Source organism: Alteromonas sp. KUL42, assembly GCF_006538325.1.
Taxonomy (GTDB): Bacteria; Pseudomonadota; Gammaproteobacteria; order Enterobacterales; family Alteromonadaceae; genus Alteromonas.
This window is the reverse complement of record NZ_BJKK01000001.1, coordinates 145,741-171,509: the sequence shown is the minus strand read 5'-3', so window position 1 is coordinate 171,509 and position 25,769 is coordinate 145,741. Positions and strand designations below refer to the sequence as shown.

Here is a 25,769-nt window from a genome sequence, read left to right as displayed (position 1 = left end):
AACAATCATAACTTCCGACGTTATACCCAGAATTCAAAACGCTCGAATAAAAAGACAAATAGTTCTTAATCGGGATATTCCGGTTACAGCTTAGTAAAGTAAACATAGAAAATGACAGAAATAAAAAGCTTACAAAACCATTTTTTAGTCGCAATGCCTGATTTAGAAGACCCATACTTTTCTCGTTCTCTCATTTATATTTGTGCGCATAACAGTGAAGGTGCAATGGGTATCGTAGTCAATCAGCCTTCCACAATGAACGTGAAACAACTGCTTGAACAAGTAGATAGCTCACTCAATGTGTCTGAAGACAAAGCCGAACAAATCGTACTGGCTGGCGGCCCTGTAAGCAAAGAGCGCGGCTTTGTATTGCATTGCGATCAGAAACGCTGGACTTCTAGCCTGCAACTTGCTCCCAATGTAATGGTCACCACATCGAAGGATATTTTAACTGCAATTGGAAACAATGAAGGACCTAAAGACGTGTTAATAGCACTTGGCTATGCAGGATGGACTGCTGGCCAACTAGAAATTGAAATGCAAGAAAATGCATGGTTGACCATCGAAGCTGACGAAGAAATACTTTTTCATACGCCCATACATAAAAAATGGCAGGCCACTGTAAACAAATTGGGTGTAGATGTGTGGCAACTCGCCCCAGGAGCCGGTCATGCCTGATATTGGCAGTCGCACTGTACTTGCGTTTGATTTTGGTACAAAAAGTATTGGTGTCGCGGTAGGACAAGAAATTACAGGGACCGCTTCTCCCCTACCCGCGTTAAAGGCCCGAGATGGCATTCCTGACTGGACACTTATTGAGAAACTATACGCCGAATGGCAGCCGCAAGCTGTTGTTGTAGGTTTGCCCCTAAACATGGACGGCACCGAGCAAGAAATGACGCAACGTGCGCGAAAGTTTGCTAACCGACTCCATGGACGATTTCGCATTCCCGTAGAAACCTGTGATGAGAGACTCACAACCACGGATGCCAAGTCCATGTTATTTGAGTTAGGTGGTTATAAGAAACTCACCAAAGACAAAGTAGATAGCGTGTCTGCATGTGTTATTTTCACAAGTTGGTTTGAAAACCAGTTTGATTAAAACAACCGATAGAAAATAGCAACATCACTTTTTATCGTTGTTTACTATGCGAGCGCAAACTTTGTTGCTGACAACTTGCTAGGATTAGCGTTTTTATACTAGGCATTTATAAACTAAGCCGTTGTACGCTAGAACTTTAGAAGCTAGGACGTAAACAGCTTGGATTTTACGGGCGAAGCGTCTGACAATGCCAACAATGGTCAAACGCCGCACCATTTTCTTCGGCGCAAAAAGCACAAACCCAATCGTTGTTAGCGCCTTCTGAGGATTGCGTCATTCGAGCAACCAAAGAGGACACTATTGCGGAGGCACGCTGATACCAAGTATCGTCAATTAACCACAATTCTTGCTGTGCGTCTTGCCAAGGGAGCTCTCCAACAGCACCGCCCGCATATTCGTTTTTAACCAAGTAAGGAATAGACAGAGCGTCCAGCTCGCTTCGCACTGCTTGTATTTCAAATCTATCAAGGGAAGAGAAAAGCTTCTTCACAATGCCGGTGCCTCATTCTTATCAGAGCGTGCTAGTCGTCCATATCAATTGATACATTTGATAGTGTACCTAAGCTCGAACCATCGCTGGTATCCAGTTTTATCATCAAACGCAAATCATTGGGTGAATCAGCGTGATGTAGGGCTTGCTCCATATCTATCTTGCCCGCTTTGTACAAGTCGTAAAGTGCCATGTCAAAGCTTTGCATCCCTTGCTCTTTGCCTTTTTTCATGGCTTCTTTTAGGCTGCCAATCTCATTGCGCTGAATGAGATCGCGTATTAATGGCGAGTTTAATAGAATTTCAATGGCAGCTACGCGCCCTTTACCGTCGGGTGTAGGTACCAGCTGTTGCGCGACGATAGCGCGTATGTTCAAGCTCAAATCAAAACGCAGCTTGTCATGCTGATCTTTTGGCGCCAAATGCATGATTCGCTCTATGGCCTGATTAGCATTGTTAGCGTGAAGTGTTGCCACACACAAGTGCCCCGTATCGGCAAACGACATGGCGTATTCCATGGTTTCCATAGAACGAATTTCACCAATTAAGATGACATCAGGTGCTTGTCGTAGCGAGCTCTTGAGCGCGTCATCAAAAGACTGAGTGTCAATACCAACCTCGCGTTGGGTGACTACACAATTATTGTGTTCATGAACAAATTCAATGGGGTCTTCTATGGTAAGAATATGACCGTGAGAGTTAGCATTTCTGTGCCCAATTAACGCAGCAAGTGACGTTGATTTACCCGTACCTGTGCCCCCAACAAACAACACTAAACCGCGTTTAGACATGATAATGTCTTTTAGCACCTCGGGTAACCCCAACTCTTCTGCTTTGGGTATTTGCGTTACAATGCGACGCACCACCATACCAGCTTGATCGCGTTGCCAAAATGCAGAGCAACGAAAGCGCCCAATTCCCTCTCTCACAATGGCGAAATTACACTCTTTTGATGTGTGAAATTCATCTTTCTGTTTGTCTGTCATGGCTTCGTGCACCAATGCCAGTGACGCCTCTTCAGATGCCACTTCACTGGTTATAGGCGTAAGCTTACCGTTGATTTTCGCACTAACGGGAAAGCCTGCTGTGACAAATAAATCGGAGGCGCCGGAGTCGACCATTTTTTGTAGCAAGGTGTCTAACATCATCACTCCTAAAAATTGCTCATCGATTGCTTATCAACTGATTTCTCTGCGGCATCCTGTCGCGTAATCACCCCCATCGCCACTAAGCGTTGCAAACACTGATCCATTGTTTGCATACCATACGCCTGACCAGTTTGTATAACCGAATACATTTGAGGCACTTTGTCTTCTCGAATCAGGTTTCGGATAGCAGGAATACCTACCATGATTTCATGGGCAGCGACTCGACCTCCACCAACCTTTTTTAGCAGTGTTTGTGAGATAACCGCACGCAACGATTCAGACAGCATTGAGCGCACCATCGACTTTTCTTCCGCAGGGAAAACGTCAATGATACGGTCAATGGTTTTCGGAGCGGAGTTAGTGTGCAGTGTACCGAATACTAAATGCCCTGTTTCAGCTGCCGAGATCGCAAGGCGAATTGTTTCTAAATCGCGAAGCTCACCAACGAGAATAACGTCAGGGTCTTCACGAAGCGCCGAGCGTAGCGCGTTATTAAATGAATGGGTATCGCGATGCACTTCACGTTGGTTAATAAGGCTTAACTTGTTGTCGTGAACAAATTCAATAGGATCTTCAATGGTAAGAATGTGTTCTCGTTTATGTGTATTGATGTGGTCAATCATAGCCGCTAGCGTGGTACTTTTCCCCGAGCCAGTAGCCCCAGTAACCAATACAATTCCCGTTGGCTGATTGATAATTTCTTTGAATATCTCTGGCGCACCTAAATCTTCTAAAGTAAGCACATCACTTGGGATGGTACGCAATACTGCAGCCGCCCCGCGATTTTGAACAAAGGCGTTAACACGAAAACGAGAAAGCCCTTTTACCTCAAAAGAAAAATCGGTTTCTAAGTTTTCTTCGTACTCTTTACGCTGCATATCGTTCATAATTTCATAAACGAGCGCATGCACTTGTTTGTGATCGAGCGCAGGGACATTTAGCTTTCGAATATCGCCGTCAACACGAATTATAGGTGGGAGGCCCGCCGAAAGGTGTAAATCCGACGCGTTATTCTTAACACTGAAGGCCAAAAGTTCGGTAATATCCACAACCACTTCTCCAAAACAAGGTGAATAATGCAAACAATAGCAGAAAGACTAGATTCCGCACGAAAAGGAATAGACCAAGCCGCTAATAATGCACATCGTCCACCAAATTCCATTAAATTACTAGCGGTTAGCAAAACTAAACCCGTATCAGATATCATGGAAGCGTATGAAGCGGGACAACGTATGTTTGGTGAAAATTACGTGCAAGAAGGCGTTGAAAAAGCACAAGCTTTGGCGCATCTGAACGACATAGAATGGCACATGATTGGTCCTATTCAATCGAATAAAACCAAAGTTGTGGCTGAACATTTTGACTGGGTGCAGTCAATTGACCGCGAGAAAACAGCGAAGCGTTTAAATGATCAGCGCCCTGCCAATATGCCGCCGCTTAACGTGTGTGTACAAATAAATATCGATGACGAACAAAGCAAGTCAGGTGTAAAACCAAGTGAACTAGCCGACCTTATCACTTTTATTCAGAGCCAAGAAAATCTTAGACTTCGTGGCCTCATGGCAATTCCCAAAGCTGATCCAACAGCAGATGAACAAAACATGAGTTTGAGTAAACTCAAAGAAATATTCGACCATTATCACAATTCTTTGACCAATTTTGATACCCTATCCGTAGGAATGAGCAGTGATATGCAAGCCGCTATTTTAAGCGGCTCAACGATGGTGAGGATCGGAACCGCCATATTTGGTAAGCGAGAGTACCCAAAAGCGTAAAGTCGCTACCTTGTATTTAAGCGGGTAAGTACGCGTTATGTTTCGCGTTTAAAAATAGTGGATAGTGAACCAAAAGCGAACACTGCTAACGTTAGAATTTCAACAACCAATAGGATTTACATGCAACAGAAGAAATTGGCATTTATTGGCGCGGGCAATATGAGCCGCAGTATCATCAGTGGTTTAATCAAATCAGGTTATGCGAAGGAAAATATTCTTGCGGCCAACCCTTCGACACCAAAGCTCGATGGTTTAAAAGCAGAATTCGGGATCCACACCACACAATCGAATGATGAAGCTTGCCAATTTGCTGATGCCATTGTGCTTGCCGTAAAGCCGCAAATTATGGGTGATATGTGTGCTGAATTGCAAAAGAGCAACGACCTTTCAGGTAAGTTATTTTTGAGCATCGCCGCTGGTCTACCCGTCGCTAGACTGCAAGAAATGCTAGGTGGCGCCTATCCCGTGGTACGTATTATGCCAAATACTCCAAGCTTGTTGGGCAAAGGCATGTCGGGAATGTACGCTGATACCACTGTGTCAGAGTCTGATAGACAATATGTTGACGACGTGATGAATAGCGTTGGTGAAACCGTATGGGTTGACCAAGAGGACGGTATTAACGGCGTAATTGCAGCAGCCGGAAGTAGCCCAGCGTATTTCTTTTTGTTCTTGCAAAACATGCAAGAAGAAGCCATGAATATGGGCTTTGACAAAGCGCAATCACGCCTTATGGTACAGCAAGCGATGTTAGGTGCTGCTGAAATGGTTTGTAACAACCCAGACCTTGAATTAAGTGAGCTTCGTGCCCAAGTTACGTCTAAAGGTGGTACAACTGCAGAAGCAGTAAACACCTTTATCAATGAAGGTTTAAAAGACATGGTCAGCAAGTCAATGCGCGCGGCAGTGGCTCGTGCAGAAGAAATGGCAAAACAGCTCTAACGTTTTAGGAAAAACAATACATGAACGCAACGGTTTTTTTGGTTGATACCTTATTCAGCCTTTACTTAATGGTGGTAATTCTTCGCCTGTGGTTGCAAATGGTGCAGGCAGATTTCTATAACCCATTAAGTCAGTTTATTGTTAAAGCAACCCACCCTATAGTGGGGCCGTTGCGTCGTGTTATCCCCTCAATTGGACGTTTCGATACGGCAACCTTTGTGTTAGCCGTTGTGGTGTGTGCACTCAAAATTGTTACTCTTGCTTTAATGTTTAACGGTAATCTTAATCCATTGGGCGTCCTGATACTGTCAGTGGTTGGCGTGATCAAAGAAACCTTGTCGCTCCTATTTTGGGTACTGTTATTACGCGCAATTTTAAGCTGGGTATCACAAGGTCGCTCACCTATTGACTATGTGCTATATCAGCTAACCGAGCCGTTTTTGGCGCCTATTCGCAAGGTACTTCCTCCTTTGGGCGGCCTTGACTTGTCGGTGTTAGTGGCCATTATTGCGCTACAGTTTTTGCAGTTATTGTTGCAAGATCTCTTCCCTATGTTCTGAGCCTAAAGGCTCAGTTGTACCTCGTATTATTTTGAGGAAATGAACATGACAAACGTTAAGATAAAATGGTTAGCATTCTTTACGCTCGCACTTACCACATTGTGTAACACTGCCATCGCAGAACAAAAGCAAACGTTAGGCAACTGGGATGTGCATTACATGGTAGTAAATACACCTTTTCTAACCCCTGAAGTGGCTGCAAGTTACGGCATTGTAAGAAGTAAGTTTAACGCCTTAGTGAATATTTCTGTGCTAGATAACACTACGGGTAAAGCGCAGCGTGCCGATGTCACCGGTGTCGCCAAAAACTTAATTGGCAATAGTCGTTCGTTAAGTTTTAAAAAAGTTGAGGAAGGTGACGCTATTTACTATCTGGCTGTATTACCTTTTCGCGACCAAGAAACCTTTCGTTTTGAAATAGATGTACAAAAAGGTAAAGATAAACAAACGCTAAAGTTCCAGCAAAAAATGTATGTAGATAATTAAAGGGTATTCGACGCTTTGAATATTTATATGAAAGCGCCCATTAGGCGCTTTTTTGTTGGTAGAGAATAAATACCTTTTTGATTCTCCCCTCCCCTTGGGCGGCTAACCGCTATTGAGTGAAGTGTCTAGAGAAGGCTGGTCGATTCATAGGCCTTTGCGTACGTTTTGGCCGCAAAGGTCAACACGATCTAATTTGAGTTAAAAATCTAGCCAACATCAATGCAATCTTCTTTACTTTACCTGTGCACTTGTGTGATGAATAATTACGACAACTGGTCGGGCAAGTTTCATTGTAGCGACTCGCTACTTTGAACTGCGCATATTTTAATTAGCGCAAACCGATAGGCCCAAAAACAAAATAAGAAAGAGACTGACTATGAATAGCCCCTACCCACATTTACTTGAACCTTTAGATTTAGGCTTTACAACGTTGCGCAACCGAACATTGATGGGTTCAATGCACGTGGGTCTTGAAGAGGAAAAAGGCGGTTTTGACAAATTGGCTGCCTTTTATGCAGAGCGGGCTAAAGGTGGTGCGGGACTTATTGTGACCGGCGGTATCAGTCCAAATATATCAGGCTGGGTGGCGCCCTTTGCAGGTAGAATGACCCGTAAAGGACATGCGAAAAAACATCGAGTTATCACCGATGCAGTGCATGCCGAAGGCGGAAAAATATGTATGCAGATCCTGCATTCTGGGCGTTATGGCTATCATCCTCTCGCGGTTTCTGCGTCACCAATGAAATCACCCATTACCCCTTTTAAGCCACGAGAGCTCTCCTCACGCGGTGTAAGAAGTACCATTAAAGATTACATCAAGTGTGCCAGCCTAGCCCAAGATGCTGGCTATGATGGTGTAGAGATCATGGGCTCTGAAGGCTACCTTATCAATCAGTTTTTCTGCGAACGTACGAATCATCGAAATGATGAGTGGGGAGGCAGCCTTGAAAATAGAGCCAGACTCGCAATTGAAGTGGTAAGAGGTGTTAGAGAAAAAGTAGGTACTAACTTCATCATTATTTATCGCTTATCTATGCTCGATTTAGTTGAAGGTGGCGCACAGTGGGATGAAGTCGTTTACTTAGCTAAAGCTATTGAAAAAGCGGGGGCAACCTTAATTAATACAGGAATAGGCTGGCACGAGGCGCGCGTACCGACTATTTCCACCTCAGTTCCACGGGCGGCCTTTACGTGGATAACCCAGCGAATGAAAAAAGAAGTATCACTTCCGCTTATCACCACAAACCGAATAAACACACCTGAAGTAGCGGAATCTGTTTTGGCAGATGGCCATGCTGATATGGTGTCGATGGCAAGACCTTTTCTTGCCGATGCACATTTCGTTAATAAAGCGATGCGCAATGAGTCAGCACTTATTAATACTTGTATTGCGTGCAATCAGGCATGCCTTGATCACGCTTTTGAGCAAAAGCGCGCTAGCTGCCTTGTGAACCCACAGGCGTGTTATGAAACAGAGCTTACATTCACGCCAACAGCAAACCCCAAAAAACTTGCAGTTGTTGGCGCGGGCCCCGCTGGGCTTGCGTTTTCTATGTACGCAGCCGGTCGCGGTCACGAAGTACACTTATTCGACAAAGCTTCAGAAATTGGTGGGCAGTTTAACTACGCCAAGCAAGTACCAGGTAAAGAAGAATTCTATGAAACCCTGCGTTACTTTACTAATCAACTGGCGCGTACAGGGGTTCATATTCATCTCAATACCCTTGTTACACCAGAAAGCCTACAGCAAGGTAATTTTGACGACGTGATATTGGCCACAGGTATTAATCCAAGAAAACTCAACATAGAAGGCCATGACCATCCTAAGGTTATGGGATATTTGGATGTACTGCGCGACCACAAGCCTGTGGGACAAAACGTCGCAATTATTGGTGCAGGCGGCATAGGCTTTGATGTTGCCGAGTTTTTGGTCGAGCACGAAAAGCTCACCGAAAACAAAGAAAAATGGCTTTCACATTGGGGTATTGATACACAATATACGCATGCTGGAGCTCTAAAAGAAAAAGCCATAGAGCCATCATCTCGCAAGGTATATCTGCTGCAACGCAAAACATCAAAAGTAGGCAAAGGACTAGGCAAAACCACTGGTTGGATCCATCGTCAATCGCTAAAACACCACAATGTTCAAATGATAAATGGTGTGAGCTATGAAAAAATAGACGATGAAGGGCTTCATGTTCTTATCAACGACAGCCCAAAACTGCTGCCTGTAGACAACGTTATTGTGTGCGCAGGACAAGAACCCTTCAAGCCATTACAACAGCCACTGGAAGAAGCGGGTCTTACCGTACACATTATAGGGGGCGCAGATGTTGCCGCAGAACTTGACGCCAAAAGAGCGATCCGCCAAGGCGCAGAGTTGGCAGCAAAAATATAGGACGTATATCTAAAGCCTGTTTATCTAGAACTGATCGAACATGATTGTGTTGCCGTCCGGGTCTTTAACCATCAAATGTCCCGGACCACTATCACCTTTCACCGGCACATCAATACTTACACCTTGTTCTTTTAAACTCGCTTCAATGGCGCGAACATCACTTGGGTTGAAGGTTAAGATATTATCTTCAAACATACCTTCAAATAGCCCTATCATGGTTTGTCCATTTTTCATGATCACCCACTTCTCTTCTATCGAGCCACACGACGGCATTGCTTCAAACCCCAAGGTTTCATAGAAGCTTTTTGATAGTGCAATATCCTTTACAGACAAACTTAATGAAAATAGACCTAGTTCCACGCGCTTTCCCTAATTCAAACTGACTAAAATTCATACTTTAAAGAAGACCAAAAGTAATATCACTGACGTTGGTCGCAAATATAAAAAAAGCCAGTGATGCAACGCATCAACTGGCCCTTGATGATAGTTTTGACTGACTGCTAGTTTTTTAACTAGGCTTTTTGACTAGCTATCCAGCGGTCAATTTTTTGCTCTAGAATAGCCAGTGGAATACCACCGGTGTTCAGCACTTGAGCGTGGAATTCACGGATGTCGAATTTATCGCCAAGCGCTTTCTCTGCACGAGCGCGTAGTTCTTGAATTTTCAGCGCGCCCACTTTGTATGACAACGCTTGAGATGGGATGGCAATGTAGCGCTCTACTTCTGCTACCACTTCAGTACGCGTCATACCTGAGTTTTCTAGCATAAAGTCGATAGCTTGTTCACGGGTCCAGCTTTTAGCGTGAATACCCGTATCCACCACAAGACGCATGGCACGTAGTTGCTCATCTTGCAGTGTGCCGTAACGGTTCCACGGATCATCAAAAAAGCCCATCTCGTAACCAAGGGTTTCAGAATACAATGCCCAGCCTTCACCAAAAGCAGGTAAGAAGCTAAAGCGCATAAATGAAGGTAGCGCTTCATTCTCTTGCGCAAGGCTTACCTGGAAATGGTGACCCGGTGCACCTTCATGAAGGTACAAAGTAACGTTACCTGTGGTCAAACGACTTGGTAAGTCGTAAGCATTAAAGTAGAACGTACCAGGTCGTGAACCATCAGGTGTACCTGGTTGGTACGAGCCACCCGCGCTGAACTGTTCGATGGCAGGATCATAGGGTTTTATTTCAAGCTCAGATTTAGGTAGCAAAGAGAAATATTGGTCAATTTTCTCATCGACTTGGCGACCAATTTCATAATAACTCTCTGTTAACGCTTCACGGCTTTCAGGCTTAAATTTAGGGTCGGTGCGTACGTAATCGAAGAACTCGTTTAACGTCCCTTCAAAGTTCACTTCGTCCTTAATTTCAAGCATATCGTTTTTAATGCGCTTAACTTCTTTAAGGCCAAGATTGTGCAGTTCATCAGGTGTCATTGGTAGCGTAGTTGAACCTTCAACCATCAATTGATACAGCTTAGCGCCGCCTTTCATGTCACTCAAACCGATGGTTTCACGAGCTACCGGCAAGTACTCATCACGCAAGAAATCACGCATACGGGTAGTCGCATCGTAAATTTCTTGGGTTGCAGTTTCATAGTCCGCCGTTAAGCGTGCTTTCTCTTCGTCAGAAAAACTTTCTGGGAACATGGTAATTGGCCCCCAAAATTGTGATTCTTTAAGCGGAATAGCCAATTGGGTATCGAACTGTTTGATCACCCGGTCAATCGTCAACTTGGTTTCAAAAACACCGGTTTCCATGCCTTCACGGAATTTTTCGATAGCACGGTCCGAAATGGCGATGTAGTCTTTGTGACGAGACAGGTTATTTTCATAATCTTCTACTGTTTTAAAAGGGGCTGCCCCTTTACCACTGGCAAAAGTAGGATAGAAAGTGTGGAAACCACTGAAATGGTTTACTGGGCGAACTTCTGTTAGCGCCTCAATTTCATCGGTAGACATTTTTACAGAACGTTCTTGGTTATATTTAAAAACGTCGTAGGCTAACTTATCAGTATCACTGAGTTTGCTTCTATCAATGTGAGACAACTCAGACAAATTAAGCAAAGTTGCGGTTTTGCTAGCTATAGTGTGAGAATCCGTTAGAAAATCACCGAGTTTATCAGCACGGCTCATGTCACCACGAAAAATGGCCATGACAGGATTAAGCTCAATATTACGCGCATCAGAAGCAGCAAATAGTGCGAAAAGCTTGTCATGCTCAGTTTTAACCGCTTGATTGGCGGGTGCTTCTGCCTTTGAACCTGTGTGTTCATGTGCAATAGCTAAAGGGTTTCCGAGAGCTAGCGCCACTGCACCGCTCACCAAAAGTGTTTTGAATACTTTCATTGTATTTCCTGTTGTCGTTGAACCGGTCAGGTTCCCTGTCGTATTGTTAGTTGTTCTGCTTTATCGTATATACTATGTCGTATGTACTGCGTCTTATATGTTCATCTGAGTATGCTGATTCAAGCGTACTGAGTCGAACATATTGGCGCTTCTTATTTGGGTAACTTATCAGCTTCACCTTGCCACGCTTTTGTGTAAGCAGGACGAGCTAGTACCTTCTCAGTGTAAGCATGTACGTTATCATAGGAATGCGACAATTTAGACCCTTTAGCCCACGCAAGAATGTGCCCTGCTATCACATCAGCCATGGTAAACATGTCACCACAAACAAAAGACTTATCGCCTAGCAAGATAGAGAATGTCTTCATGGCACGCGTAAATTCCCACGCTGCTACGTCACGCATTTCTGCTATACGCTTGTCTTCTGGTAATGCAAAAGTGTGCTTTGCAATATTCCAAATAGGTTGCTCTAGCTCTGCAACCAGAAACACCAACATTTCTTCGTACTTGGCCCGTGCAAAACTCCCCGGCTCAGGAATGAACTCGTGCATGCCATGACGCTCTGCTAGGTAAGTTACAATAGCTGCAGATTCGCTAAGCGCGCCTTCAGGGGTAATAAGAATAGGAATCTTTGCTGCAGGACTTAACGCTCTGAAAGCATCAGATAAATGTTGCCCTTGTCGTAAGTCAATGAGTTGATAATCGTAGGGTAAACCTAACTCTTCCAGCGCCCAAGCTACGCGAACTGAACGCGTTTTAGGGTAGCCATATAAAGTATACATGCCTCACTCCATTACATAAATGAAGCTAACACTCTATGTCGTTTAGTAAAAAAGTGCTACACGGATTTTGTATCACTGTGTTTCTGATTTGATATAAAGTCAGGAATTAGCGGAGCATTAGTATAACTAACTGAACGATGAGTATTATATTGCGCACTGCCAGCAAAGTATTCTTGTTTGAATTCACGTCTAATCGAATACTTGCTAATTGTAGAGTTTGACGTGCTGTAACTAGAGCCTGCTTTGAGGCTTTGCGTTAAATTAATTTATTGTAAAAGAGCATCTTTGCTCAATATTTGACAAAGGACACTTTCATGCAAGCAACGAGTATATTTTGGCCGGTTTTGACACAAATTGCGCTGACGTTATGTATGTTTATCGTACTGGGTATGAGAAAAGCCAAAGCAGTGAAAGCGGGTGAAGTAAATAGAAAAGAGGCTGCGTTGAACAATCAAGTTTGGCCTAACGAAGTTATTCAAGTTTCAAACAATATTGCCAACCAATTTGAGACGCCGGTACTTTTTTATGCACTTTGTGGCTTGCTCTATGCCTCAAATGGCGTTGGTTACTTGGCAATATCTCTTGCTTGGGCATATGCCCTAAGTCGCGTTTTTCATGCATTTGTGCATGTCGGGTCGAATTATGTTCCCACCAGAATGCGTCTATTTATGCTGGGGTGTCTTATTTTAATTGCAATGACAATACTCGCTGCTGTTAATTTACTATCGTGACACGGCTACAAAAGCCCTCAATGTCTTAACAAATCCCTTAACCATTATCTGTTGACCTTTGTAGTATTTTGTCATCAAAGGTCAACACTTAAAAAATAGAGATAGCCGCGAACACCAAGCCAAAAGACAATACGCCGCAAAACACCGGTAACCCCAGCGTTTTGAATTTACGCCAAACCAAGGTGGTAACCAGTATACCCACAGCACTAGCAAGCCAACTCGATAACGAAGGTGTTTTGGGGATCAAAGAGGCGCCGAGCATGGCGGCAATCATCAGCGGCCCTAAAACGCTTAGCCACGTGGGTAAATGGGCTTCAGTGTTATTGGCTTTGTGTTTGTTAATGTGTCGTTGTGTCCATAATAACGGTCCAACTCGTAATCCATAGGTGCCAATGGCGGCAATAACAATCGCTATCCAAATATCAGTTTGCATGAGATTGCTTCCTATCAAATCGCGTAGTCAGTAAATAAAAAGTCAGAGCCCCTGTTAAAGCCGCTAATGGAATAGCTGCGTTCTTAAATGTACTTAGTGCAATAAATAACGCACTTGCCATGGTAACTAACAGGGTAATAGACCACACTTTATTGGCAAACTTGGGGGCCAACAAAACCAGAAAAAGTGCGGGCAACGCAAACGGCATTACGCTATCTAGCACAGGCCACTTTTGTGTCAATGAATCACCGGCAATTCCCCCCAATGCAGTCCCTAAAACCCAACTTAACCATGCCACCATCGACACACCTTTAAACCAGTCGACTTTCTTGCTCTCTTCCATTGATGGCAAGCGCGTGTGAGCAAGGGCAAAAATTTGATCGGTCAATCCATGCATCAACCAAGGCCATGCCCTACTTTGCGTTAGATGCAGTGCAAGGTTGGGTGCATAAACCACATGACGTACATTAACAAGTAATGTCATGCACACTGCTAACCATAATGGAGAGCCAGAAGCCACCATGGCGACAAGTAAAAACTGAGAAGCACCGGCATAAATAAATACCGAAATAAGTGTCGCCTCAAGTGTAGAGAACCCTGCTTGAACAGCAATAACACCAAATGAAATTGCTACGGGAATGTAGCCACCAAGTAATGGTAACCCGTCGAGTATGCCTTGCTTTAAGCCACTTCTTTGCGTTGAAGCGTTCATTGCTGCGCCTTTTTGTGATAAACGATAGTAATAAGACAGGTTGCCCATTGATCTTGTGTTTTGTAACAATGTGGCAAGTCAGCGTTAAATGCGGTACTTTGGCCTGGGCTCAAAACCACGGTATTCCCTGTATTCCCCGCCTCTAATGAACCGCTTATTAACGTAATGCTCTCTTCTGTCCCCGTTGCATGCGCCTCTGCTTCACGATGCGTATTCGGAGCAATAGACATCCAATAAGCGTCCACTTTGGGGTCGCCTTTTCCCTGCTCAATAAGGCGAACTTCTACACCCTGCTCACCAACGCTGGTACTGAGAGGATGAACTAATTCTCCAAAGGATAGATCGAGTTCTTTTGCCAAACGCCAAATCGTGTCTAAAGTGGGGTTGCCGTTACCTTGCTCAAGTCGAGAAAGATTAGACTTGGCAATACCTGCCCCTGCGGCAAGTTGAGAGAGAGAAATACCCCTTTCTTGTCGCAGCTTTTGCAAATGGCGTCCAAGGGTATTAAGTGTTGATTGATTTAACATGCTGACACTCAAGCGTTCGATATAAAGAACGTTCTATATATTGAACACCCGAATGTCAAGGCTTTTAGATGATGACGGGTTATTTACTTCCCACGCCAAAGATAAAACTAGGCTTCTTGATTACGAAGGAACACGAGCTCTGTGGAAGAGCTTTGCGCTTCACTAAATTGATACCCATCTACGTCAAAAGCTTTAAGGCCATCTACATCGGCGACGCGGTTTTCTAAAATATATCGGGCCATCAAACCGCGGGCTTTTTTCGCGAAGAAGCTGATGATCTTGTACTGACCATTTTTACAATCTTTAAAGGTAGGCGTAATTACCATACCGTCTAGCGACGTTTTCTTAACCGCTTTGAAGTACTCATTTGAAGCAAGATTAATAAGCACATTGTCGCCTTGTTCTGCTAATGCTTGGTTAAGGGTATGAGTAATACGATCGCCCCAAAACGCATAGAGATCTTTGCCTGCTGGGTTCGCAAGCTTAGTTCCCATTTCCAGGCGGTAGGCCTGCATTAAATCGAGTGGGCGTAGCAAACCATACAAACCCGATAGTATTCTCAAATGTTTCTGAGCATATTCAACTGTATTCGCATCAAGGGAATAAGCATCTAACCCTGTATACACATCGCCATTAAACGCATACATAGCCTGGCGCGCATTATCTGGTGTAAACGGTGTTGAAAACTCGGCGAAGCGATTAGCATTAAGGGTAGCGAGTTTGTCACTGATCTTCATCAGCGATGATAAATCTGCAGGTGATAGTGTGCGGCATACTTCCATAAGGCGCATCGTGTCTTCCAACATACTCGGTTGGGTGAATTGCTTTGACGGAATATCGCTTTCAAAATCGAGGTTTTTCGCAGGGGATACTACAACTAACATGTCTACTCCTTAATTCTTAACCATTGCATTGTACCATTTGATACGCAGTAAAAATTAAAAAGGCATAAGAAAGACACAAATTGGCTTAACAGATAAATTCGATTAGCATTTATTTCGCGCTTATCCGCTATAAATTATGACACGGGTTTGATATAAATAGTGCTATTCCATAAAAGTCTGATTCAAACAGACTGCAAGACCCTACAAACGCAAAAGCGAATCAACTTTATACAATTGGCCTTACTGGCGAGTTGTCCAACGCTATCTCGATAGCAGAATGTAGAATACAGAAATTAAGAACAGAGAGACTTATGAGCAATCAGCTAGCTTCGTTACGTGATATCACCACTGTTGTTGCCGATACGGGCGATATCGATGCAATAAAGAAATATCAGCCTGTAGATGCCACTACTAACCCTTCATTACTGCTTAAAGCAGCAAGTCTTCCTCAGTATGCTAGCCTAATTGACGATGCAGTAGCGTGGGCAAAGCTTCAATCTAACGATGCGGAACAACAACTTACCGATGCAGCGGACAAACTGGCAGTGGCGATTGGTAAAGAAATTTCAGGAACCATTCCTGGTCGAATTTCAACAGAGGTAGATGCTCGCTTATCTTTTGATAAAAGCGCTACGATTGAGAAAGCTGAGCGCTTGGTTCAACTATACAAAGACGCAGGTATTGATAAATCGAAAATTCTTATCAAAATTGCATCTACATGGGAAGGTATTCAAGCGGCAGAAGAGCTAGAGAAAAAAGGCATTCAGTGCAACCTAACCTTGCTGTTTAGCTTTGCACAAGCACAGGCCTGTGCGGAAGCGGGTGTTTACCTAATTTCACCGTTCGTAGGAAGAATTCTAGATTGGTACAAAAAGGCAACAGGCACCGAGTCCTATGCACCCGAAGAAGATCCTGGCGTAGTCTCTGTGACCAAAATCTACAATTACTACAAAGATCACGGCTATAAGACTGTTGTGATGGGCGCAAGCTTCCGCAACATTGGTGAAATTCAGGCACTAGCAGGTTGTGACCGTCTAACCATTAGCCCAGCGTTACTAGAAGAGTTGGCCAATGAATCTGGCGAACTTGAAGTGAAATTAAAAGACAAGGGTGCGACAAAAACACCTGGCGAACGCTTAACTGAGAGCCAATTCCGCTGGGAAATGAACGAAGATGCTATGGCAACGGAAAAGCTTTCTGAAGGTATTCGCAACTTTGCTGCCGATCAAGAAAAACTAGAAACCATGCTTCGCGAGAAACTAAGCGCATAAGGATAAGGTAAAACAATGAGCGTTTTAACTTCACTCCCACAGTGGCAAAAATTAAGTGAGTTAGCGGAATCAGTAAAAAGCGCACACATGCGTGACTGGTTTGAAGCTGACCCGCAAAGAGCCGAGAAAATGCAACTTGAAGCATGTGGTATTTTCCTCGATTACGCTAAAAACCGCGTTAATGATGATGCGTTGTCCGCATTATTCGATTTAGCTCGCGCTTGCAATGTTGAAACTCTGCGCGATGCTATGTTTTCGGGTGAGCAAATAAACTCAACTGAGGGCCGCGCTGTACTGCACACTGCCCTGCGCAATTTTTCTGACCGCCCTGTCATGGTAGACGGTCAAAATGTAATGCCAGAAGTTCATGACACCCTTGCTAAAATAGAAGCGTTCACAGCCTCTATTCACAACGGTTCGCACAAAGGCTACACAGGCAAACCTATTAAGCACATAGTGGCGATTGGTATTGGTGGCTCGTTTTTGGGCCCGAAAATCATGACCGAAGCACTTAAGCCGCATACCGTTGACGCGGTGAAAGTACATTTTGTTGCGAATGTTGATGGATGCCATATTCACGATGTGCTGTCGAGCGTCGATTTTGAAGAAACGCTCGTTGTGATGTCTTCTAAGTCGTTTTCTACGCAAGAAACACTGCAAAATACCCTTACTGCCAAAGACTGGTTTATAAAATCAGGCGGCACGCAAGAAGACATTGCCAAACACTTTGTTGCCGTGTCTTCTAATGTAAAAGCGGCCACAGATTTTGGTATCAGTGCCGACAATATATTCCCAATGTGGGACTGGGTTGGCGGACGTTATTCATTGTGGTCGGCAATTGGTTTGCCTATTTCACTGGCACTCGGTTTTGAAAACTTTAAAGGCTTATTAGAAGGCGCTTTCGAAATGGATACCCATTTCGCCACGGCACCGCTAGAGCAAAATATGCCGGTATTGCTTGCGCTTTTAGGCGTGTGGTACAGAAACTTCTTCGATGCGCAGTCGCATGTGTTGTTACCTTATTGTCACTATTTGCGCGGCTTACCAGCCTACGTGCAACAGCTTGATATGGAAAGTAATGGCAAAGAAGTGACGCAAGAAGGTGATAGTGTTGATTACCCTACGGGCCCAATTATTTGGGGGAGTGAAGGTACTAATGGTCAACATAGTTTCCACCAGCTGATTCACCAAGGCTCAGGTGTTATCCCTGCAGATTTTATGCTTCCGCTAAACGTACCAAACCAAGATGACACACATCATGCCATGCTTGCGTCTAACTGCTTTGGTCAAACTCAAGCATTGATGCAAGGCAAAACCTTTGAAGCCTGTTATGCGGATCTAGACGGTAAAGGGCTAGACGATGCCGAGCGCAAACGCTTAGCAGCGCACAAAACCATGCCGGGTAACAAGCCTAGCAATACTTTTTTGTTCGAAAGCCTCACGCCAAACATTCTTGGCGCGCTGGTTGCAATGTATGAGCATAAGGTATTCGTTCAGGGTGTTATCTGGAACCTAAACTCATTCGACCAATGGGGCGTTGAGTTAGGTAAAGTACTAGGAAACCAAGTACTTGCAGGCATTCAAGGTGAAGCAGACAAAGATAATTTCGACGCTTCAACACAACAATTGATTGCTAAATTCAGAGCTGCGAATGCACCAAAATAAGGAATTTAGGGTGATGTAAAATTACCCATTTGGTGCAAAGCAAACACAAAGCGAACATTGAACGGCCGTATATACCTTACAGTATAAAGCGGCCGTTTTTGTTTACACGCTTAAAATAGTTAACGTAATTGTTACACTGATAGATAGCGATCTTTATGGATATTCGTACTGTCTTGAGATGTAATTTAATGCAATAAAAGCAAATAGCTCAATAACATAGCATTCTACGTTAATCTATTCACCCTACCTGACGCATCCTTACCATTGTCATCATATCGTCACAAATTGTTAATAAAAGGTAAATTTAACTATTTTATTTTAGTGTCGGCTGTGATACAAAATCGTACAGAGGGAAATGAGAATATATTGGCCTTGAGTCAATACACTCTGACAATAAGCTCTGTATTAGTTATAGTGGTATAAAAAGGAGATCCCAGTGGATAAATCAGATCTATTTGCCATGTTAGACATCGAAGCAAGCCCAGCAAAAACCAAAAGCAAAAAACGTAAGTGGAGAGAAATCGAAGCGCTGCAAGATCGCTACAAATTAGAAAAAGAACTAGCTGAACTCGATTGTGGGTTCGAATATGAGCTAGAAACACTGGAAAGATAATAGAAAGGCCGCTTGATGAATCAAGCGGCCTTTTTACTTTCTATCCTGTTACTTGCGCGTGTAGTTTAATTGCACTACGCAACCGAACTACACCTGCCAGTCTATTGGGGCTTTGCCTTTTAACGTCAAGTACTCATTGGCTTGACTGAAGTGCTTGCACCCTAAAAAACCGCGATGCGCAGACAAAGGTGACGGATGTGGTGCATGTAAAACCGTATGCTTATCACGGTCAATATGCTTTCCTTTTTTCTGTGCGTGGCTCCCCCACAACAAAAATACAACGTCTGTGCAGTGCGTGTTAACGGACTCAATAATTTTGTCAGTGAAAGTTTCCCATCCCCACTTAGCATGGCTATGCGCTTTTCCTTGCTCAACAGTTAATACAGTATTAAGCAACAATACGCCCTGCTTGGCCCATTGCGTTAGCGTGCCGTGATTGGGAATGGCAAAACCATCTATGTCGTTAGCGAGTTCTTTGTATATATTCACCAACGAAGGAGGCGTTTTTACCCCCGGCAGCACAGAAAAACATAGTCCGTGAGCTTGATGCGGGCCGTGGTAAGGATCTTGCCCCAAAATAACCACCCTTACGTCGTTAAGCGGTGTCAGCGTAAGTGCATTAAAAACGTCATCTTGAGCAGGGTAAATAACCTTCCCCGCTTTGCGTTCGGCCTTAATTTTAGAAAGCAAAGACACGAAGTACGCTTGCTGCTTCTCAACAGCAAGTGCATCTTCCCATGTCATCAGCGTGTCGCTCATGCTTTTAGTAAGTCCATCATATGTTGTTTTAACACGTCATAAGAAGCAGGCAAATCAACCGCTAAACTGTCTTCTCCGGCAACATCAGCCAGAGCTTTAGGCAAGCTGATTGGATTACCCAAAACATTTTCCACAGTCTCTCTGAATTTAGCTGGGTGCGCTGTACCTAGGAAAAGACCGATTTCTCCCTCTTCTAAGTCGTGGCTTACGGCGCGATATGCAATCGCCGCATGTGGTTCACTGGTATAGCCTAGCTGTGCCAATTGACGCATCGCTAACTGCGTATACTCTTCGTCAACCATTTCACCTTTCAAGCATGCTTTATCGATATAGCCGCGCTCAATTAATGCTTCAATACGCGGCCAGTTATTGGGCTGGCTCACATCCATCGCATTCGACATAGTGGCAACCGTGGCTTTTGGTGCCCACTCACCGGTTTTCAAATAACGTGGCACGGTATCGTTTAAATTCGTTGCAGCAATAAAGCGCTTAATAGGTAACCCTAGCGCCTTTGCAATCATCCCGGCAGTAAGGTTACCAAAGTTACCACTTGGTACAGAAACGACCAGCTGATCACGCTTCTCTTTTGGCAACTGGCTAACCGCTTCAAAGTAATAACACACTTGAGCAAGTAATCGACTGATATTAATTGAGTTCGCTGAATTTAGGTGTAGACCTTCGCGCACATCCGGATCGTCAAAAGCCGTTTTAACAAGGCTTTGGCAAGCATCAAAATCTGACTCAATGGCCACAGTGTGAATATTGCCACCTAGCGTAGTAAACAGCTTTTCTTGAAGGGCACTTATTTTGCCTTTCGGGAAAAGAATAACAACATTGATATTGTCTATACCGTGAAATGCATGAGCTACCGCTGCACCAGTATCACCAGACGTTGCGGTTAAAATAGTAACTGGCTTGCCTTCGCTGATACGCGATAAGGTTTGTGCCATGAAGCGGCCGCCGAAGTCCTTAAATGCCAATGTAGGACCGTGAAAAAGCTCTAGCGAATAAATATTATCGCTAACCTGCTCTACCGGAGCACCAAAAGCAAACGCCGTTTCAACAATAGCTTCTAGCTCGCCATTGTTTAGTTCATCACCAATAAGCGCACGAAGCACATCAATGCTGCGCTCGACAAATGGCTTATCAAGCAATGCGTCAATATTGTCGAGCGTTGGAATACGCTCAGGAAAATACAAACCTTGTTGTTTACCTAAACCGCGCTTTACAGCTTCAGCAAAGTTTGCTGTGTCCGAAGGATCTTTTAAATTTACCAATTCCACTTGCTGTTACCTTTTTATTTAGACCGCGAGGTTAAGCACCTAATTTGGCAGTCTTTATATCTCTTATTGCTATTGCAAATTTCGTTACTGAAATTGCATCTTTGAAGCGTTTTCTCTAAAAACTATATTTCTTAAATTATATATCTGTGACATTTACATCTGTGACAAGCGTACCTTGCGTTGGTATCTGACACACATGACTAAAACCGTCTTCATTTTGAATGTAGTGTTTTGTCAGATATTCAGCCACATCGTCTGCTTGCTCTTTGGTTGGGCACACTGCAAACACTGTTGGCCCTGACCCTGAAATACCGAACGCCAACGCACCGGCTTGTTCGCTGTAAACTCGCGCGTCATCAAAACCGGGAAGTAATGACTTTCGATATGGCTCTGCAATCACATCTTTCATCACAGATGCTGCAAGAGAAAAATCTCCTGCATGCAGTGCATGTACAAAAACGCCCAACTGTCGACCAAAGGTCAACGCCGTGGCCATATCAACCTGTTTGGGCAATATGTCTCGCGCAGCCGAAGTAGAAACGCTGATACCCGAGTAGCATATAGCGTAGTACCAATCTTTATTTAGCGGTAGTGACAAGGTAAGTGGCGCAGCAGCTCCCGTCATTAAGGTCATGCCGCCTAAATAGCAAGGTGCTACGTTATCATAATGAACGCTACCACTAATTTGCCCCTCTAGCTCGCCCATCATGAAAAGCAAGGTATCTTCATCATACGGATTGCCGAAATACGCATTAAGCGCCGCAAAAGCAGCCACAATGGAACTGGCACTTGAACCTAGTCCACTGCCAATAGGTAAGTTTTTATGTAGCGTTAGCGCAACAGGCGATGTTGGTTTACCGGCTTTTTCCATTTGCTCACAAAAATAGTGATAACATTTGGTTACGATATTGCTGTCAGCATCCCCAGGAAGCTTGTGCGCAAATGGCCCAAGAACGTCCAGCGAAAAGTGTTCCGCGGCTTTAATTTCTACTTCATCCCCTAACCGAGTACCATCGACAGGGGCCAAAGCCGCACCTAATACATCGAAACCAAGACTCACATTTCCAATTGAGGCTGGCGCAAAGGCCCGTAATGCTTTCATTTTATATCCTCTACTTGGCTTAATGGGCCATTTGTTTCCATGGCATGGTGCGCAGAATATCTGCAAACACACCGGCTGCGGTAACCGTACCACCTGCACCATAACCGCGAATAACGTACGGAATAGGATTGTAGTAATCACTGTTAATAGCCAATGCGTTTTCACCATCTTTCACTTGGGAAAGTGGGTTAGTCGCTGGCACGGCCTGTATACTTACCTTACATTTACCTGCTTCGATACTGCCGATATAGCGCAACACTTTGCCTTGAGCTTTAGCGCTGGCCACTTTTTCAGCAAAGTCACTATCTAATTCAGGAAGTTGTCGCATAAACTCATCAATCGAGCAGTCCTCAGCAAATCCAGCAGGTAGTACAGACTCAATTTCAATATCTGATAGCTCTAATGCCAAATCAGCTTCACGTGCCATGATCAATAGCTTGCGCGCCACATCCATGCCACTAAGGTCATCTCGTGGGTCTGGCTCAGTAAAGCCGTTATCTTTGGCTGTTTGCGTCGCTTGTGAAAGGCTCATGCCCTCTTCCAACTTGCCAAAAACATACGACAAGCTGCCTGAAAGAATACCTTCAAAACGGTGTAACACATCACCCGCACTGAATAATTTCTGCAAGTTGTCGATTACAGGTAGGCCTGCACCGACAGTCGTTTCATACAGGTATTGACGATTAGTAGACTGGGCTGTTTTACGCAGTGTTTTGTAGTAGTCCATCGACGAGGTATTGGCCTTTTTATTCGGCGTAACCACATGGAAGCCACTTTCCATCATCTCAACGTATTGCTGTGCAATAGCTTCGTGACTTGTACAATCAACAATGACGGGGTTAACCAAACTGTTATCGTTAGCGAATTGATGTAAACGCTCAACACTTAATCCTTCACTGGCAGATGCCAGCGCAGCTTTCCAATCGCTATTTAAGTCAATACCTTGGCTATTGAGCAACAGTTTTCGGCTATTTGCTATACCGTAAACACGTAGCTGAACATTGCGTTTAAGAAGTTCTGGTTGCTGCTTGGCAATTTGCCCCAATAATTCGGTACCCACGTTGCCACAACCAACAAGAAACACATCAATGGTGTGACGGTCAGAGAAAAAATTCTGGTGAATCACCTTCACCGCTTTTTTCGCACGCTTGCATTCAATTACTGTTGAGATTGAACGCTCTGATGAACCTTGCGCAATGGCCACATTATTCACGCGAGCTTGCGCTAGTGAATTAAAGAAACGCGCAGCGAGGCCCTTCGTTTGACGCATGCCATCACCAACTAAGGTGACAATGGCTAAATCGTGACGTACTTCGATAGGGTCAAGCAATTGATTTTGGAGCTCTAGTGCAAACGCATCTTCAAGTAACGTTAATGCGCGGCTTGCATCTTTGCTTTGAATACAAAAACTAATGGAATACTCTGATGACGATTGCGTGATAAGGCTAATAGAAATATTGGCGTTTGACATCACCTCAAACACGCGACTTGCCATGCCAACCATACCTTTAAGGCCGGGGCCTGCAACGTTGAACATGGTTACATTATCAAGCTGAGAGATACCTTTAACCGACGTCCACTTTTCGCTCTTTTCATTGCTAATGAGCGTGCCAGGCGCAGCTGGGTTAAGTGTGTTGCGAATTAAACAAGGAATGTGATGTTGCGCGATGGGGCCGATAGTCTTAGGGTGAAGCACTTTTGCACCGAAATAAGACAATTCCATCGCTTCTTGATAGGTAAGTTTATCAAGCAGAACTGCGCCTTCAACTTGATTAGGATCGGCATTGTAAACGCCGTCTACATCAGTCCAAATTTCACAACAGCTCGCATCAATACACGCCGCCAATATAGCAGCTGAATAATCAGAACCGTTGCGTCCCAGTGTGACTTTTTCACCTTTTTCATTGGCCGCCACAAACCCCGGCATCACCAATAATTCACTGCCATCAGTAGGTACATCTGAAAAACGAGCCTTGCTCAGTGATACATCCGCGATGCTATCTAAATAGTCGCCTTCGGCTAAAACATAAGTTACTGGGTCGATAACGCGGTTCGCAATTCCCTTAGCTGAAAGCATAGCACTGAACAGAGTGACTGAAATATATTCGCCAATACTTAAGATACCCGCCGACACGTTGTCTGGTGCCACACCTAATAGCGCAATACCTTCTAAATGTTGCTTCAACACATTAAGGTGCGAGTTAATAAAATCAATAACTCGGGTGTGATCAAAGCCTGTTAAATCTTGATTTAAGTTATTCGCTATTCCCGTTACCGTTTCATTGAGTTTGTTGAAAAGGGGTTGGAAATCTTCACCGGCGGCTGCTTGTTCACAAAGTAATGAAAGCGCATTCGTTACCCCTTTAGGGGCAGAGAGTACAACCGCAGCACCGTCGGTTTGGTGGGTTGCCGTGCTAATTTCCATTACGCGCATGTAACGCGGTGCATCGGCTAGAGAGGAACCCCCAAACTTTAAGACTTTCATATGCTGCTCCTTAAGGTTACGCATGCTAAAACGTGAGTAAAAAAAAGCCCGCTCTTGTTTAGGCGGGCTTTCGTTGTCTTTTGCTTACTTGCACTAGTCAGCGACCGCCCTATTTAAGGTGGTAATCGACATGGTTGTGGTGCCAATAAGTAGAATCTTTTTCATACATGCAATTTGCCGTATAGACGTCTATCTGTCAACCGCAGTTTTCACCACACTGTATTGCAAAAAATGAAACACTCTTGAGAAAATATTTCGAATTAAGGTACAAAAGTCGAAATATTTGACCTTCTCAACGGTCATCAACAATATTTTGAGCAAGAAAATCAACAAGTAACCTAATTTTTGGCGCCACATTTCGATTTGACGGAAACACTGCCCAAATCGCTTCTTGCTTATCTTTGAGCGCTGGTAGTACCTCTATTAAATTTCCTTTGGCTAAATCGTCGCGCACGTAGAACCCTGGCAACTGTGTGAGCCCCAAACCTTCTAGAGAGGCATCGCGCAACGCATTACCACTGTTATAGCGAGCACGACCTTGGACAGGTATTGAATGCACTTTGTTGTCAATCACCGCTCGCCAAAAGGGTTGAGAGCCAACCAACAAATCGAGTTGCTTCAGTTCGTCAAGGGTTTGCGGCACACTGTGTTGCTCGAAATAGCTGGGGCTGCCACAGATATACAAGTGACGTGTAGCAAGCTTTTTCGCCACCAATGTGGAGTCTTGTAACTTACCAATTCGGATAGCAAGGTCTAACCCCATTTCCACAATATCCAGCTTTTCATTAGAAAAAACACATTGCACACTGATACCTGAATACATCTTCATGAAAGTGTTTAATAATGGAGCAATGAATGCCTCTCCGAATGCAACAGGCGCTGTAAGCTTAATAAGGCCTTGAGGCGATTGCTGTAATGCGCTGACAGCCAACTGTGCGTCCTCAAGAGCTTGTAAAGCAGGTTGTACCTGTTTGAAATACAACTCGCCTGCCTCGGTGAGTGACACACTGCGCGTGGTGCGCTGTAATAATTTCACACCCAATTGCTTTTCAAGTGAAGCTACCTTGCGACTAATTTGGGCTACTGATGTATCGAGCTTGTTTGCCGCACCGGTAAAATTGCCTACTTCAGCGACAGAACAAAATTCGGCGATGCCTTCTAGATATTTCATTTTTAATAATCGTTGAACTGTTGCAGACATATTAAGCTTCATTAGAAATTATTACAAATACGTAAAAGTGATTTACTAAATCCGTATTTATCTAAACCTTTCCCTC

General features: G+C 44.2%; 26 protein-coding genes. 11 read left to right on the top strand and 15 right to left on the bottom strand.

All coding sequences use genetic code 11. The features are described from left to right. The first annotated feature begins 111 nt into the window (after positions 1–111). Together EYR97_RS00740 and ruvX are read left to right on the top strand one after the other, a co-directional pair. Positions 112–678: a YqgE/AlgH family protein gene (locus EYR97_RS00740; protein WP_131091938.1), complete on the top strand. Its 567-nt coding sequence runs from the start codon at positions 112–114 to the stop codon at positions 676–678. Then, on the top strand, positions 671–1,102 hold the full coding sequence (ruvX, locus tag EYR97_RS00735) for a Holliday junction resolvase RuvX (protein WP_131091937.1): 432 nt from the start codon (positions 671–673) through the stop codon (positions 1,100–1,102). Before EYR97_RS00740 ends, ruvX begins: the two co-directional genes overlap by 8 nt. Positions 1,103–1,268: 166 nt before the next feature. On the opposite strand, the gene EYR97_RS00730 is transcribed toward ruvX, so the two are convergent. The 3 genes from EYR97_RS00730 to EYR97_RS00720 are packed head-to-tail and all read right to left on the bottom strand — an operon-like array spanning position 1,269 to position 3,788. Beyond that, entirely contained in the window at positions 1,269–1,592 is a 324-nt protein-coding gene (locus tag EYR97_RS00730) for a DUF2007 domain-containing protein (protein WP_131091936.1), read from the bottom strand. A gap of 31 nt (positions 1,593–1,623) precedes the next feature. Next, positions 1,624–2,739 carry a PilT/PilU family type 4a pilus ATPase gene (locus EYR97_RS00725; protein ID WP_165477964.1) on the bottom strand — a complete coding sequence of 372 codons (1,116 nt, stop codon included), beginning with the start codon at positions 2,737–2,739 and terminating at the stop codon, positions 1,624–1,626. 5 nt (positions 2,740–2,744) lie between these two features. After that, positions 2,745–3,788 carry a type IV pilus twitching motility protein PilT gene (locus EYR97_RS00720; protein ID WP_131091935.1) on the bottom strand — a complete coding sequence of 348 codons (1,044 nt, stop codon included), beginning with the start codon at positions 3,786–3,788 and terminating at the stop codon, positions 2,745–2,747. A 27-nt stretch (positions 3,789–3,815) separates the two neighbouring features. Here EYR97_RS00720 and EYR97_RS00715 point away from each other — a divergent pair, with 27 nt between their 5' ends. The 5 genes from EYR97_RS00715 to EYR97_RS00695 all read left to right on the top strand — a co-directional run bounded on the left by EYR97_RS00715 (position 3,816) and on the right by EYR97_RS00695 (position 8,900). Further along, complete coding sequence (locus EYR97_RS00715) at positions 3,816–4,514, top strand: YggS family pyridoxal phosphate-dependent enzyme (protein ID WP_131091934.1); 699 nt, start codon at positions 3,816–3,818, stop codon at positions 4,512–4,514. Positions 4,515–4,634: 120 nt separating this feature from the next. Continuing rightward, on the top strand, positions 4,635–5,456 hold the full coding sequence (proC, locus tag EYR97_RS00710; protein WP_131091933.1) for a pyrroline-5-carboxylate reductase: 822 nt from the start codon (positions 4,635–4,637) through the stop codon (positions 5,454–5,456). 20 nt (positions 5,457–5,476) lie between these two features. Then, a complete protein-coding gene (locus EYR97_RS00705) occupies positions 5,477–6,016 on the top strand; it encodes a YggT family protein (RefSeq protein WP_131091932.1) in 540 nt (179 codons plus the stop codon). A 39-nt stretch (positions 6,017–6,055) separates the two neighbouring features. After that, the gene (locus EYR97_RS00700) at positions 6,056–6,502 is read left to right on the top strand and encodes a DUF4426 domain-containing protein (protein WP_131091931.1); all 447 of its coding nucleotides are present in this window, start codon (positions 6,056–6,058) and stop codon (positions 6,500–6,502) included. 376 nt (positions 6,503–6,878) lie between these two features. Continuing rightward, the gene (locus EYR97_RS00695) at positions 6,879–8,900 is read left to right on the top strand and encodes an NADPH-dependent 2,4-dienoyl-CoA reductase (RefSeq protein WP_131091930.1); all 2,022 of its coding nucleotides are present in this window, start codon (positions 6,879–6,881) and stop codon (positions 8,898–8,900) included. A 24-nt stretch (positions 8,901–8,924) separates the two neighbouring features. Here the strand turns inward: EYR97_RS00695 and EYR97_RS00690 are convergent, their stop codons facing one another. From EYR97_RS00690 to EYR97_RS00680, 3 genes are all read right to left on the bottom strand, one after another. After that, positions 8,925–9,260 carry a VOC family protein gene (locus EYR97_RS00690; RefSeq protein WP_131091929.1) on the bottom strand — a complete coding sequence of 112 codons (336 nt, stop codon included), beginning with the start codon at positions 9,258–9,260 and terminating at the stop codon, positions 8,925–8,927. Between the two features lie 152 nt (positions 9,261–9,412). Beyond that, the gene (locus EYR97_RS00685) at positions 9,413–11,245 is read right to left on the bottom strand and encodes a DUF885 family protein (protein WP_131091928.1); all 1,833 of its coding nucleotides are present in this window, start codon (positions 11,243–11,245) and stop codon (positions 9,413–9,415) included. Positions 11,246–11,397: 152 nt separating this feature from the next. Beyond that, positions 11,398–12,027 carry a glutathione S-transferase family protein gene (locus EYR97_RS00680; RefSeq protein WP_131091927.1) on the bottom strand — a complete coding sequence of 210 codons (630 nt, stop codon included), beginning with the start codon at positions 12,025–12,027 and terminating at the stop codon, positions 11,398–11,400. A 314-nt stretch (positions 12,028–12,341) separates the two neighbouring features. On the opposite strand from EYR97_RS00680, the gene EYR97_RS00675 reads away from it, so the two are divergent. Further along, on the top strand, positions 12,342–12,758 hold the full coding sequence (locus EYR97_RS00675; RefSeq protein ID WP_131091926.1) for an MAPEG family protein: 417 nt from the start codon (positions 12,342–12,344) through the stop codon (positions 12,756–12,758). Positions 12,759–12,846: 88 nt separating this feature from the next. Here the strand turns inward: EYR97_RS00675 and EYR97_RS00670 are convergent, their stop codons facing one another. From EYR97_RS00670 to yaaA, 4 genes are all read right to left on the bottom strand, one after another. Beyond that, a complete protein-coding gene (locus EYR97_RS00670) occupies positions 12,847–13,191 on the bottom strand; it encodes an AzlD domain-containing protein (RefSeq protein ID WP_131091925.1) in 345 nt (114 codons plus the stop codon). Continuing rightward, a complete protein-coding gene (locus tag EYR97_RS00665) occupies positions 13,181–13,903 on the bottom strand; it encodes an AzlC family ABC transporter permease (RefSeq protein WP_131091924.1) in 723 nt (240 codons plus the stop codon). Before EYR97_RS00665 ends, EYR97_RS00670 begins: the two co-directional genes overlap by 11 nt. Continuing rightward, positions 13,900–14,430, bottom strand: coding sequence for a helix-turn-helix transcriptional regulator (locus EYR97_RS00660; RefSeq protein WP_131091923.1), 531 nt, complete (start codon positions 14,428–14,430; stop codon positions 13,900–13,902). The genes EYR97_RS00665 and EYR97_RS00660 overlap by 4 nt, the downstream gene beginning before the upstream one ends. A 107-nt stretch (positions 14,431–14,537) precedes the next feature. Next, the gene (gene yaaA / locus EYR97_RS00655; RefSeq protein ID WP_131091922.1) at positions 14,538–15,314 is read right to left on the bottom strand and encodes a peroxide stress protein YaaA; all 777 of its coding nucleotides are present in this window, start codon (positions 15,312–15,314) and stop codon (positions 14,538–14,540) included. A gap of 311 nt (positions 15,315–15,625) precedes the next feature. Between yaaA and tal the strand changes: the two genes are divergently transcribed. The 3 genes from tal to EYR97_RS00640 all read left to right on the top strand — a co-directional run bounded on the left by tal (position 15,626) and on the right by EYR97_RS00640 (position 18,863). After that, positions 15,626–16,585: a transaldolase gene (gene tal / locus EYR97_RS00650; protein ID WP_131091921.1), complete on the top strand. Its 960-nt coding sequence runs from the start codon at positions 15,626–15,628 to the stop codon at positions 16,583–16,585. Between the two features lie 15 nt (positions 16,586–16,600). Beyond that, the gene (gene pgi / locus EYR97_RS00645; RefSeq protein ID WP_131091920.1) at positions 16,601–18,250 is read left to right on the top strand and encodes a glucose-6-phosphate isomerase; all 1,650 of its coding nucleotides are present in this window, start codon (positions 16,601–16,603) and stop codon (positions 18,248–18,250) included. A 436-nt stretch (positions 18,251–18,686) separates the two neighbouring features. Continuing rightward, on the top strand, positions 18,687–18,863 hold the full coding sequence (locus EYR97_RS00640; protein WP_012519516.1) for a DUF3545 family protein: 177 nt from the start codon (positions 18,687–18,689) through the stop codon (positions 18,861–18,863). Between the two features lie 87 nt (positions 18,864–18,950). On the opposite strand, the gene ung is transcribed toward EYR97_RS00640, so the two are convergent. The 5 genes from ung to EYR97_RS00615 all read right to left on the bottom strand — a co-directional run bounded on the left by ung (position 18,951) and on the right by EYR97_RS00615 (position 25,663). After that, entirely contained in the window at positions 18,951–19,622 is a 672-nt protein-coding gene (ung, locus tag EYR97_RS00635; RefSeq protein WP_131091919.1) for a uracil-DNA glycosylase, read from the bottom strand. Next, on the bottom strand, positions 19,619–20,905 hold the full coding sequence (gene thrC / locus EYR97_RS00630; RefSeq protein ID WP_131091918.1) for a threonine synthase: 1,287 nt from the start codon (positions 20,903–20,905) through the stop codon (positions 19,619–19,621). Before thrC ends, ung begins: the two co-directional genes overlap by 4 nt. Positions 20,906–21,041: 136 nt before the next feature. Further along, on the bottom strand, positions 21,042–22,007 hold the full coding sequence (thrB, locus tag EYR97_RS00625) for a homoserine kinase (RefSeq protein ID WP_131091917.1): 966 nt from the start codon (positions 22,005–22,007) through the stop codon (positions 21,042–21,044). 19 nt (positions 22,008–22,026) lie between these two features. Further along, positions 22,027–24,492: a bifunctional aspartate kinase/homoserine dehydrogenase I gene (thrA, locus tag EYR97_RS00620; protein ID WP_131091916.1), complete on the bottom strand. Its 2,466-nt coding sequence runs from the start codon at positions 24,490–24,492 to the stop codon at positions 22,027–22,029. A 292-nt stretch (positions 24,493–24,784) separates the two neighbouring features. After that, positions 24,785–25,663 (bottom strand): LysR substrate-binding domain-containing protein, encoded by an 879-nt coding sequence (locus tag EYR97_RS00615; RefSeq protein WP_131092317.1) that lies wholly within the window; start codon positions 25,661–25,663, stop codon positions 24,785–24,787. Positions 25,664–25,769 lie beyond the last annotated feature (106 nt).